The sequence below is a fragment of the Halolactibacillus sp. JCM 19043 genome (assembly GCF_001310395.1).
Lineage (GTDB): Bacteria > Bacillota > Bacilli > Bacillales > Amphibacillaceae > Halolactibacillus > Halolactibacillus miurensis.
This window is the reverse complement of the sequence record NZ_BAXD01000014.1, coordinates 1-11863: the sequence shown is the minus strand read 5'-3', so window position 1 is coordinate 11863 and position 11863 is coordinate 1. Positions and strand designations below refer to the sequence as shown.

Annotated in this window: 10 protein-coding genes and 2 pseudogenes; all 12 read left to right on the top strand. The window is 41.7% G+C overall.

Annotation, left to right across the window (positions count from 1 at the left end):
• Positions 1-95 precede the first annotated feature (95 nt).
• Positions 96-1388: a tRNA lysidine(34) synthetase TilS gene (gene tilS / locus JCM19043_RS08265; protein WP_062321622.1), complete on the top strand. Its 1293-nt coding sequence runs from the start codon at positions 96-98 to the stop codon at positions 1386-1388.
• A 19-nt stretch (positions 1389-1407) separates the two neighbouring features.
• A complete protein-coding gene (hpt, locus tag JCM19043_RS08260; protein WP_062321619.1) occupies positions 1408-1959 on the top strand; it encodes a hypoxanthine phosphoribosyltransferase in 552 nt (183 codons plus the stop codon).
• A 128-nt stretch (positions 1960-2087) separates the two neighbouring features.
• Entirely contained in the window at positions 2088-4070 is a 1983-nt protein-coding gene (ftsH, locus tag JCM19043_RS08255) for an ATP-dependent zinc metalloprotease FtsH (protein ID WP_062321617.1), read from the top strand.
• 156 nt (positions 4071-4226) lie between these two features.
• The gene (locus JCM19043_RS08250) at positions 4227-5000 is read left to right on the top strand and encodes a type III pantothenate kinase (protein ID WP_062321615.1); all 774 of its coding nucleotides are present in this window, start codon (positions 4227-4229) and stop codon (positions 4998-5000) included.
• A 34-nt stretch (positions 5001-5034) separates the two neighbouring features.
• Complete coding sequence (hslO, locus tag JCM19043_RS08245) at positions 5035-5919, top strand: Hsp33 family molecular chaperone HslO (protein ID WP_062321613.1); 885 nt, start codon at positions 5035-5037, stop codon at positions 5917-5919.
• Positions 5920-5942: 23 nt separating this feature from the next.
• Positions 5943-6830, top strand: coding sequence for a peptidyl-prolyl cis-trans isomerase (locus JCM19043_RS08240; RefSeq protein WP_062321611.1), 888 nt, complete (start codon positions 5943-5945; stop codon positions 6828-6830).
• Positions 6831-6901: 71 nt separating this feature from the next.
• Positions 6902-7835: pseudogene (gene cysK, locus JCM19043_RS08235) on the top strand (cysteine synthase A).
• A 134-nt stretch (positions 7836-7969) separates the two neighbouring features.
• Complete coding sequence (folP, locus tag JCM19043_RS08230) at positions 7970-8797, top strand: dihydropteroate synthase (protein ID WP_062321609.1); 828 nt, start codon at positions 7970-7972, stop codon at positions 8795-8797.
• A 1-nt stretch (position 8798) separates the two neighbouring features.
• Entirely contained in the window at positions 8799-9167 is a 369-nt protein-coding gene (gene folB, locus JCM19043_RS08225; RefSeq protein ID WP_062321607.1) for a dihydroneopterin aldolase, read from the top strand.
• Positions 9160-9669 carry a 2-amino-4-hydroxy-6-hydroxymethyldihydropteridine diphosphokinase gene (gene folK / locus JCM19043_RS08220; protein ID WP_062321702.1) on the top strand — a complete coding sequence of 170 codons (510 nt, stop codon included), beginning with the start codon at positions 9160-9162 and terminating at the stop codon, positions 9667-9669. Before folB ends, folK begins: the two co-directional genes overlap by 8 nt.
• Before the next feature lie 71 nt (positions 9670-9740).
• Positions 9741-9872: pseudogene (locus tag JCM19043_RS18385) on the top strand (tRNA-dihydrouridine synthase); the annotation flags it as partial.
• Positions 9873-10184: 312 nt separating this feature from the next.
• Entirely contained in the window at positions 10185-11669 is a 1485-nt protein-coding gene (gene lysS / locus JCM19043_RS08210; protein WP_062321602.1) for a lysine--tRNA ligase, read from the top strand.
• Positions 11670-11863: the final 194 nt, after the last annotated feature.

The window sequence follows — 11863 nt, the reverse complement described above, 5'->3', positions numbered from 1 at the left end:
TGTATGTATACAAAGGTAAAAGAACATATTGTAACTAACCAGCTCATTAAAGAACGCGAGAAACTACTACTTGCTGTCAGCGGTGGGCTGATTCAATGGCGATGCTAGACGTGTTTAGTCGTTTAAAAGCAACGTTTACATTCTCGTTTATGGTCGTGACGGTTGATCACGGGCTTAGAGGAAAAGAATCTGAAGCTGACCGGTTGTTTGTTGAACAGTATTGTGAGGCAAGAGCTATTCCCGTGATTGGTCAGACAGTCGATGTGATAGGTTACAAAAAGCAACATCAGGTTGGGACGCAAGTGGCAGCCAGAGAAATGCGCTACAAAGTGTTTCAAGACGTAATGAAGGTACACGACTGCGAAACACTCGTACTTGCTCACCATGCAGATGATCAAGTGGAATCCCTCGTTATGCAACTCATTAAATCAACCGATCCGCGTAAATTAACAGGGATGCCAGAAGTCAGAGCCTTCGGTGATAAGCGATTAATCCGACCATTCCTCCACGTAGCTAAAGAAGATATTTATCAATACTTAGACAAACAACAAGTACCTTATCGAGAAGACCCGTCTAATGCGGATGATCACTACCGGCGTAATGCCATTAGGCACCACATTATTCCTCTACTGAAACAATTTAATCCTGAGCTACTAAAGACGACGAGCGTATTGATGTCGCATCTAAAAGAGGATGACGATTATTTAACGAAAGAAGCACAGAAGCGATTTGACCAATATGCGGAAAAACAGAGCGTGAATCGGGAGATTTCAATTGATATTTCCGTTGTAAAAAAAGAGGCTCGTGCTTTACAAAGACGCCTGTTTCATCTAATATTAAACTATCTGTATGATACACTTCCATCTCGTTTAAGCTATAAACATGAAACGGCTTTTTTTAGCTTACTTCAACATACGGACGGACATCGTTCGGTTGACTTACCAGATGGACTTGTGATGAGACAAGTTTATCACCGGTTGATGTTTCGCTTTAAAGACCAGCAGGCTTGTGAAACAATGGTCAATGACAAAGCGTCTATCTCTCATCAGCAACACGGGCCATTTACGAAGGCAATCGTTAGCGAGAAGAAAGACGCGACAAAAGATTGTCTCTACTTACCGTATGAATTATACGATAAAGGTATGTATAAAATACGTACCCGTAAAGCTGGAGACAAGATTTATTTGCCGGAGCTTGACGGCCACAAAAAGGTGAGTCGTATCTTTATTGATCACAAAATCCCTCAAGATCATCGTGAGGACTGGCCCTTGTTAGTTGATCAACATGATCACGTGGTCTGGGTGTTGGGATTGACCAAACCGTTCATACAAACACATGTGGAAGCAAAACAGTATGTGAAATTAACGTATCAAAAAAAATCATTTTAAAATATGTAGGAGGATTATGATGCATAACGACATCGAGAAAATATTAGTGACGAAAGAAGAGATTGACCAAAAGTGCGAAGAATTAGGGAAGGCGTTGAGTGAGGAGTACCGCGATCGTTTCCCATTAGCGGTTGGCGTATTAAAAGGTGCCTTACCGTTTATGTCAGATATTTTACGTCACATGGATACTTATTTAGAAATGGACTTTATGGATGTTTCAAGTTATGGCGGGAGCATGAAGTCATCAGGTGAAGTGAAGATTGAGAAAGACTTAAACACGAAAGTTGAAGGGCGTGATATTTTAATTATTGAAGATATCATTGATAGTGGTCTTACACTGAGCTACCTTGTTGACCTTTTCAAATATCGTAAAGCAAAATCAATTAAAATTGTGACGTTGTTAGATAAACCAGAAGGACGTACCGCGAACATTACAGCTGACGTTGTTGGTTTTAAAGTGCCTAATGAGTTTGTTGTTGGGTATGGTCTTGATTACCAAGAGAAATATCGTAACCTCCCATATATCGGTGTATTAAAACCACATATTTATGGTGGAGACCAAGCAGAATAATACGAGACATTAAACAAACGAAAAACGCAGTAGAGGAAATCACAGTAAGCGATTCACTTCAGTTGCAGGAGTGGAATTTGGTGTGATACGATGTACTATAGTTTTTCTCGTTTGGGAGGAGGAAAGAAATGAATCGATTAACACGTAATTTAGTGTTTTATGCTGTTATTTTCTTAGTGTTAATGTCACTGATGTCATTGATTACAGGAAATACAAATGAAACCAAAGAGATGCGCGCCGATGAGTTTATCGAGGTGCTCAATAATGAAGAAGTAAAAGAAATGGATATGCGACCGTCTAACGGAATCATGCGTATTACTGGGGTATTAAAAGGTGAAGAAGAACAAGCCTTCATTACAAATGTTCCAGAACAATCAGAGATTGTGACATCGGTTTATGCTCAAGGAGCAAACCAAGGGATTCTCGAGGTGAAAGAAGAAGAACAGCCAAGTGCGCTTCTTAGCTTCTTAACAGCCCTTGCACCGTTTATCATTGTGATTGTCATTTTCTTCTTCTTGATGAACCAATCACAAGGCGGTGGTAACCGTGTGATGAACTTCGGTAAATCAAAAGCGAAGATGTATTCAGAAGAAAAGAAAAAAGTACGCTTCACAGACGTTGCTGGAGCGGATGAAGAAAAGCAAGAATTAATCGAAGTCGTTGACTTCTTAAAAGACCCGCGTAAATTTACGGCAATCGGGGCGAAAATTCCTAAAGGTGTCCTGTTAGTAGGACCTCCAGGTACAGGTAAGACATTACTTGCACGTGCGGTTGCAGGGGAAGCGGGCGTACCGTTCTTCTCTATCAGTGGTTCAGACTTCGTCGAAATGTTCGTTGGTGTCGGGGCATCGCGTGTTCGTGACTTATTTGAAAATGCTAAGAAAAACGCCCCATGTATCATCTTTATCGATGAGATCGATGCAGTTGGTCGTCAACGTGGTGCTGGTGTTGGTGGCGGTCATGATGAACGTGAACAAACATTAAACCAGTTACTCGTAGAGATGGATGGTTTTGGTGACAACGAAGGGATCATTATTATGGCGGCAACAAACCGTCCGGATATTTTAGACCCTGCCTTACTTCGTCCAGGTCGTTTTGACCGTCAAATCACGGTCGATCGTCCAGACTTAAAAGGTCGTGAAGCCGTACTTAAAGTCCACGCACGTAATAAGCCTTTAGATGAAAATGTTGATTTAAAAACGATTGCGATGCGTACCCCAGGTTTCTCTGGTGCTGATTTAGAAAACTTACTGAATGAAGCTGCGCTTGTCGCCGCGCGTACAGATAAGAAGAAGATTGAAATGGTCGACGTTGATGAAGCGATTGACCGTGTCATCGCAGGGCCGGCGAAGAAGAGCCGGGTTATTTCTGAGAAAGAACGTAACATAGTCGCGTATCACGAAAGTGGTCATACGATTATTGGTATGGTTCTTGATGAGGCAGACATGGTACACAAAGTGACCATTGTCCCACGTGGACAAGCGGGTGGTTATGCGGTGATGTTACCGCGTGAAGACCGCTACTTTATGACAAAACCAGAATTAATGGATAAAATCACAGGCCTTCTTGGTGGACGTGTCGCAGAAGAAGTAATCTTTGGTGAAGCGTCAACAGGCGCTCATAATGACTTCCAACGTGCGACAAGTATTGCCCGTAAGATGGTGGCTGAATATGGTATGAGTGATAAAATTGGCCCTATTCAATTCAGTGGTGGCAGTGGCCAAGTCTTCTTAGGTCGCGACATGCAAAATGAAGCGAACTACAGTGACCAAATTGCTTATTTAATTGACCAAGAAATGCAAAGTGTGATTAACACTTGTTACGCTAAAGCGAAAGAAATTCTGACTGAGAACCGTGATAAGTTAGAGCTTGTCGCTCAAACCTTATTAGAAGTTGAAACGCTAGATGCGCGTCAAATTAAGGCGCTTTATGAGACGGGTGAATTACCTGAATCTGATGATGAGCCAATTGATGTAGAAGCAGACGTTGTGGCAGAAACAACAGATGATGCTCAGGTAACACAAACAGATGCGGCACCTGAATCTGACACAACAGATGAGGATAAGCCAACATCGATTGATGAATTAAGAGAAGACGAAACAGATAAATAATTGTTTGATAGACCAGTGTGGTTAGCGGATTCGTGCTTTCCGACTGGTCTTTTGTCTTCATTCGGTTCACGACAAAGGTTTTTAATTGTTTCCATCGTTAAAAACCATTAAAATAGTGACGGATGATATTCTTGTAAAGAAGAGATGGTGACACATATGTTATTAGTGATTGATGTTGGCAATACCAATACGGTAATTGGTCTATTAGATGGTGAAAAAATCACAAACCAGTGGCGGATAAAAACGGATCGCCATAAAACGGAAGATGAATTTGGGATGATGATCGATCATTTATTCCGTTATCATGGTCTAACCTTTCATCTTGTCGAAGATGTGATTATTTCATCTGTTGTGCCGCCGATTATGTATGCATTAGAAAAAATGGTGGCAACATACTTTAAAAAAGAAGCGATTGTTGTTGGTGACTATCCAATTGAATCGTATTTGAATATGCGGTATCCTAACCCAAAAGAAATTGGAGCGGACCGCATCGTGAATGCGGTAGGTGCTATTGAGGCTTACGGCGCGCCACTCATTATCATTGATTTTGGTACAGCAACAACTTTTTGTTATATTGATGAAGAGGCGTCTTATGTTGGTGGTGCCATTTTGCCTGGCATTAGGTTATCGCTTGAAGCCCTTTATGAAAAAGCAGCCAAATTACCAAAGGTTGAAATCAATCATCCGAAAAATACAATTGGTCAGTCGACAGTTGAAGCGATGCAATCAGGTCTTTACTTCGGTTACGTCGGTCAAGTCGATGCGATGGTCACGCGATTTAAAGAAGAAGGTCATAGCGAGGCGAAGGTCATTGCGACAGGTGGTTTATCCCACCTTATTGCCGATGAATCACGGACGATTGACGTCGTCGATCCTATGCTCACCTTAAAAGGACTTCAGTCGATTTATGATAAGGTGAAACAACAATAAAAATAGTCTTTCTAAACAGTAAAGGAGAAAAAAGATGTCAGATTATATAGTCAAAGCGTTAGCGTATGAAGGTGCCGTGCGTGCCTATGCGATTAAATCAACAGAATTAGTAGAGGAGGCGCGTCGCCGTCATGATACATGGGCGACAGCTTCAGCCGCCCTTGGCCGCACGATGACGATCAGTGCGATGATGGGTGCGATGTTAAAAGGGGAAGATAAATTAACCGCGAAAATGGAAGCCAACGGCCCTGTCGGTCCGATAGTTGCAGATGCAAATGCGAAGGGTGAGGTTAGAGGCTACATTACTAACCCGCACGTCGATTTTGATCTTAATGATCAAGGAAAGTTAGATGTGAGACGCGCTGTTGGGACAGAAGGTTCGTTAAGTATTGTGAAAGATTTAGGGTTAAAAGAACACTTTACAGGACAAGTTCCCATCGTTTCAGGTGAAGTGAGTGAGGACTTCACTTATTACTTTGCGACATCAGAACAAGTGCCTTCAGCTGTTGGTGCGGGTGTATTAGTCAACCCTGATCATACCATCCTAGCGGCGGGCGGGTTTATTATTCAAGTTATGCCGGGTGCCACTGATGAGATGATTGATCAAATTGAACAGAATTTAAGTCAAATGCCGGCTATTAGTGCGATGATTGAACAAGGTCTATCACCTGAAGATATGCTTGTAAAGATTTTTGGTGAAGGTCATGTTCAGGTGCTAGAAACCTCATCGGTACGCTTCCATTGTTCATGCTCACTTGAACGTATTAAAGATGCGATCCGTGGTCTTGGCGATGAAGAAATCGATCAAATGATTGAAGAAGATGGTGGCGCAGAAGCGACTTGTCACTTCTGTAATGAACACTACCATCTGACAAAAGCGGAACTAGCTGAACTCAAACAAGCGGATTCACTCGAATAATAAAGGAGCGAAACAACAAACTGATGAAAAAACTACTCATCTTCTTAGCCATTGTTCTTGTGACAAATGGCGCTACATATTTGTTAACACGTGAACCAGCAATTGAATCGGCGTACCCTGAAAGTGAAACGGTTGATCGTAATGAACCGGTAGCTGAAATTGATGGTGAGCCGATTGAGTTTGAAGAATGGATGACGTATTTAGAAACACATTTCGGCAAAGAAGCGTTAGAAGCACTTATTACCGATGAAGTGACTGGAAAAATAAGTGCGGAAGAAAATATCTCTATTAATGAGAAAATTATTGACTTAGAAGTGATGCGGATGCATACCCTTTATGGACAGCTACCAGAAAGTCAAGTCGAACAAAGAGAAGCTTTGTGGCGAGACAATATCCATTCTCGGTTATTGATGGAGCGCTTGCTAACGCGTGATGTGTCAGTGTCAGATGCTGATATTGACGCGTATTATCAACAACATCAAGGGGATTTTGAGTTTAGTCGCTGGATTGAGTTATCGGAAATAGAAGTAGACAGTCAAGCGACGGCGGACGCGATTTATCAAGCGCTCGAAGACGGAGCAGACTTTCATGCGTTAGCGCGTGAGTATGCGACGACAGAGGAGATGCTTGAAACAGGCGGTTACTTAGGTTTTTACTCATATGACTCAACCTTTTTAACCGAAGATTATAAATCGCGTGTCGATGCATTAGATGCATATAGCTACAGTGAGCCGTTTCAAAATGGTTCAGGATATTCAATCGTTTATTTAGGACGTGACCTACCGGCAATCACCTTACCGCTAGCGGATGTTCGTGACTATATTAGAACAGAACTTGCGATTGAACAACTCGCTTACTTACCTGATGAGCAAACGCTTTGGGAAGAGCGAAATGTTGAGTGGATTTATTGACAACGTATCACGTTATTGTGTATAATGTATTTAATTCAAATAAGAATACTCGGAATTAGGAGGCGTTTCATATGACAATTGCTCAATCGATGACTGATTTAATTGGCCGTACCCCTATTGTTAAGCTTAATCGTTTAACGGGACCGGAAGATGCGGAGGTTTATGCAAAGTTAGAATACATGAACCCTGGTAGCTCTGTGAAAGATCGCATTGCCAATGCGATGATCGAACAAGCTGAAAAAGATGGTGCCCTTAAACCAGGTGATACGATCGTTGAACCGACTAGTGGTAACACAGGTATTGGTATTGCGATGGTCGCTGCAGCTAAAGGTTATAAGGCGGTCTTAGTGATGCCGGATACGATGAGTCTTGAGCGACGCAACCTTTTGCGTGCGTATGGCGCTCAGCTTGTATTAACCCCTGGCTCAAAAGATGAAGGGAGCTATTCAAAAAGCTGAGGAATTAAAAGCAGCGCATGGTTATTTTATGCCACAACAATTTGAAAATATGGCCAACCCAACAGTTCACAAGTTAACAACAGGTCCGGAAATTGTGGAAGCCATGGGTGACCAATTAGATGCATTTGTGAGTGGAATCGGTACGGGTGGTACAATTTCGGGTGCCGGTAGTGTATTGAAAGAACACTACCCTGATATTGATATTTATGCGGTAGAACCCGAAGGTTCTGCGGTCCTATCCGGACGCGAACCAGGCCCACATAAAATTCAAGGAATTGGTGCTGGTTTTATCCCAGGCACCCTCAATACCGAAGTGTACAATAAAATCTTTACGGTAACGAATGATCAAGCGTATGAAACAGCGCGTGAAGCCGCTCGCTTAGAAGGGTTACTCGGTGGTGTATCATCTGGTGCCGCTCTTTATGCCGCAAAAGAAATTGCGAAGAAGTTAGGGAAAGGAAAGAAAGTGTTGGCGATTATTCCAAGTAATGGTGAACGTTATCTTTCAACACCGCTCTATCAATCGACGAAGAATAGAATAAACTAACACTTACCCTCTTTGGGGGTAAGTGTTTTTTTGTGCTTTTCACGCATAGACTCTGTAAAATAGCTGGATTCATGATAAAATGAAAGACATATTTATCAAGAGATATTAAGTGTCTTCATATAAGGGGGAGCATAATGAGTCGGTATATTCGTTTGCGTAAAGAGCGTATCAATCTATCAAAGAAAACGTGGGTCATGGGTATTCTTAATGTCACACCAGATTCTTTCTCTGATGGTGGAAAGTACAATTCGCTGGAACGGGCAGTAGAACAAGCAAAGAAAATGGTAGATCAGGGCGTCGACATCATAGACGTTGGCGGTGAATCAACCAGACCAGGCTGCACGCCTGTCTCGGTTGAAGAAGAGATAGCTCGCGTGGTACCCGTCATTAAAGCGATTAGACAAGTAGTAGATACGTATATTTCTATTGATACGTTTAAAAGTGAAACGGCAGAAGCAGCGATTTTAGCTGGAGCTGATATGGTGAATGATATTTGGGGGTTGAAGCATGACCCGCGTATCGCTGACGTCTGTAAAAAACACGACGTCCCTGTCGTTATTATGCATAATCGTAAACAAGCGGAGTATAAAGAGTTGATTGCGGATGTGAAACGTGATTTAATCGAAAGTATTGAGATCGCAAAGAGCCGTGGTTTGGATGATGAGCTGATTATTTTAGATCCAGGCATTGGCTTTCAAAAAACAAAGCCAGAAAACTTAGCCGTATTAAAAGAGATGGCATTTTTACAAACATTAAATTATCCGGTATTACTCGGGACATCACGAAAGTCAGTGATCTATTATGCGACGCATCGTCCGGTTGACGAACGTGATGAAGCAACAGCCGCGACCACATGTTTTGGTGTGATGCATGGGGCTAATATTGTTCGGGTCCACAATGTTGAGATGAATAAACGTGTGATTGAGATGATGGATGTACTTGTTGGAAAAGGTGAGGGATGAGATGGATAAAGTATATTTGAATGGTTTAAATTTTTACGGTTATCACGGTGCAATGAAAGAAGAAAACATATTAGGTCAGACGTTTATAGTGGACCTCATCTTAGAGGTAGACTTAAAAGAAGCTGGGACAAATGATGACTTAGAGGCAACGGTGCACTATGGTCATGTTTATGAAACAGTGAAGGCGGTTGTTGAAGGTGAACCGTTAAAGTTGATTGAATCAGTTGCTGAACGGGTGAGTAAAAAAGTGTTACAGGCGTTTCCTCTCATTCATCAATTAACGGTCAAAGTGATTAAGCCGAACCCACCTATTCCAGGTCATTACGACTCGGTGGCAGTAGAAATGACGAGAGGGCGTGAGTCTGATTAAAGCTTATATTGCGTTAGGGTCTAATATAGAACCGACAGTAGATTACTTAACGAAAGCACGGCAGTTGTTGAACGATAGTGACGAGATTGATGTCGTTGACACTTCAAGGCTATATCTGACAGAACCTGTCGGTTATACCGACCAAGATGCCTTTTTAAATCAGGTGGTGGCCGTTGAAACGACTTTGTCGGCACACGCCTTACTACAGGCGATTCAAGCTATTGAACAACAACTTGGTCGAAAGCGCGAGATCAGATGGGGGCCGCGTACGATTGATCTTGATATTCTACTCTATCACAATGATCACATTGTATCGGAAGACTTAGTCATACCACACCCACGTATGGCTGAGCGAGCGTTTGTCCTTGTGCCGTTAAGTGATATAGCAACAGAAATAAAGATTCCTGGGACAAATCTAACGGTACAACAGGCAATGGCGAAGCTAAGTAGAGCTGAGCTAAACGACGTGCGCTTGTATCAGTTGAACGATAAACAAGTTTAAGAAATTTGCGTATTTAAATAAGAAGGCGTGTGCTAGTAAGTGATTGGTCTGATAAGGAAAGTGGAGGACATATGTTTCAAATTGGTGATGTGACGATTCCTAATCGTGTGGTGTTAGCGCCGATGGCAGGTGTCAGTAACTGGGCCTTTCGTTTAAAAGTGAAAGAGTTTGGTGAGGGCCTTGTCTGTGCTGAGATGGTGACAATCTGCCTGTTGCATGCTGATAGATTAGCAGAACTAAAGACTGAACGTGTGGCGATGATGGAGATGTGAAAGCATACCGCTAGATACTTAAAAGATTTACCGGTTAGTGGTAGAATAAGAATAGCCATTAATGCAATAGAAACAAGAGCGGAGTTAGCAGCATTGTTGTTTGGTTTTGCGAAAGAACTAAAGCAGCAGGCTCAATATAGGCAAAAATATATTTAACCAAGATTTTTTAAGATAATTGTGAGAAAATGTGCTATAGTAGGCAAGGTGAAACATCAGAAAATATATATAATGGGAGTGATCAACATGTCAGAAGAATTAAATGAACATATGCGGGTGCGTTTAGATAAACTTAACCAACTCATGGACCAAGGCATTGATCCTTTTGGTGATAAATTTGAACGAACGCATACAGCAAGTGACATTAAAGCTGCTTATAGCGAAGAAACAAAAGAAGCCTTAGAGGAAAAAGGTATTCGCGTGACGATTGCGGGTCGTATTATGACCAAGCGCGGAAAGGGTAAGGCTGGTTTTTCTCATATTCAGGACCAAACAGACCAAATTCAACTCTATGTGCGTAAAGATGCGATTGGCGAAGAGAACTATCACTTATTTAATACGAGTGACCTTGGAGATATAGTCGGTGTTAGTGGGACGGTATTCAAAACAAATGTAGGTGAACTTTCAGTTAAAGTAGATGAGTTTCTTCTATTAACTAAGTCACTACGTCCGCTACCAGAAAAATTCCACGGGTTAAAAGACGTTGAACAACGCTACCGTCAACGTTACTTAGACTTAATTACTAATCCAGATAGTAAAGAAACGTTTATTATGCGGAGTAAAATTATTCAATCAATGCGTGGTTACTTAAACCAAACGGGTTTTTTAGAAGTAGAAACACCAATGATGCACAGCATTGCCGGTGGGGCAGCTGCACGTCCATTTATTACGCATCACAATGCACTTGATATGACGCTCTATATGCGAATTGCGATTGAATTACATTTAAAACGCCTGATTGTTGGTGGATTAGAAAAAGTATATGAAATCGGTCGCGTCTTTAGAAATGAAGGGGTATCTACCCGACACAATCCTGAATTTACGATGCTTGAATTATATGAAGCATATGCGGATTATCATGACATCATGAATCTCGTTGAAAATATGGTCGCGCATATTGCCAAAGAAGTGACCGGTTCAACGACCGTTCAATATGGTGAAGACGCGATTGATTTAGCGCCTGGCTGGAAACGCGTCCACATGGCTCAAATCGTTAAAGAGTATACTGGTGTGGACTTCTTTGAACAAATGACAGATGACAAAGCGCGTGAGCTTGCGAAAGAACATGGTGTAGAGATTAAAGATAGTATGACATTTGGGCATGTTTTAAATGAATTCTTTGAACAAAAGGTTGAAGAGTATTTAGTACAACCGACTTTCGTATACGGTCATCCAGTAGAAATTTCGCCACTAGCGAAAAAGAATAAAGAAGACGGGCGTTTTACCGATCGCTTTGAACTCTTTATCGTGCGTCGTGAACATGCGAATGCTTTCTCTGAGTTGAATGATCCGATTGATCAGCGTGAACGCTTTGAAGCACAAGTGAAAGAAAAAGAAGCAGGTAATGATGAAGCGCATGAAATGGACGAAGACTTCTTAGAAGCATTAGAATACGGTATGCCGCCAACAGGCGGACTCGGTATTGGAATTGACCGTTTGGTCATGCTACTAACAAATGCCCCGTCTATTCGTGACGTCTTACTCTTCCCGCAAATGCGTCATCGTGACTAAATGTAAGGTATAAAGTTAAGGAAAGCTAATAATAAATAGATCGCTCGTTTAAGTGAAGTGAGGTTATTTCACTTAAAGAGATTTTTTTATTGAAAAGCCTTGACCATCTTGCCTTGAGATGTTATATTAATCAAGTCGCCAAATTAGTAACGCAAACGCGACAAAATAATTTTAAAAAAGTTGTTGACATTGAT

Coding starts and splice junctions, on each gene's coding strand:
- hpt (WP_062321619.1), top strand. CDS start 1,408: ATGCATAACGACATCGAGAAAATATTAGTGACGAAAGAAGAGATTGAC.
- lysS (WP_062321602.1), top strand. CDS start 10,185: ATGTCAGAAGAATTAAATGAACATATGCGGGTGCGTTTAGATAAACTT.
- hslO (WP_062321613.1), top strand. CDS start 5,035: ATGTCAGATTATATAGTCAAAGCGTTAGCGTATGAAGGTGCCGTGCGT.
- folB (WP_062321607.1), top strand. CDS start 8,799: ATGGATAAAGTATATTTGAATGGTTTAAATTTTTACGGTTATCACGGT.
- JCM19043_RS08240 (WP_062321611.1), top strand. CDS start 5,943: ATGAAAAAACTACTCATCTTCTTAGCCATTGTTCTTGTGACAAATGGC.
- tilS (WP_062321622.1), top strand. CDS start 96: ATGGCGATGCTAGACGTGTTTAGTCGTTTAAAAGCAACGTTTACATTC.
- JCM19043_RS08250 (WP_062321615.1), top strand. CDS start 4,227: ATGTTATTAGTGATTGATGTTGGCAATACCAATACGGTAATTGGTCTA.
- ftsH (WP_062321617.1), top strand. CDS start 2,088: ATGAATCGATTAACACGTAATTTAGTGTTTTATGCTGTTATTTTCTTA.
- folP (WP_062321609.1), top strand. CDS start 7,970: ATGAGTCGGTATATTCGTTTGCGTAAAGAGCGTATCAATCTATCAAAG.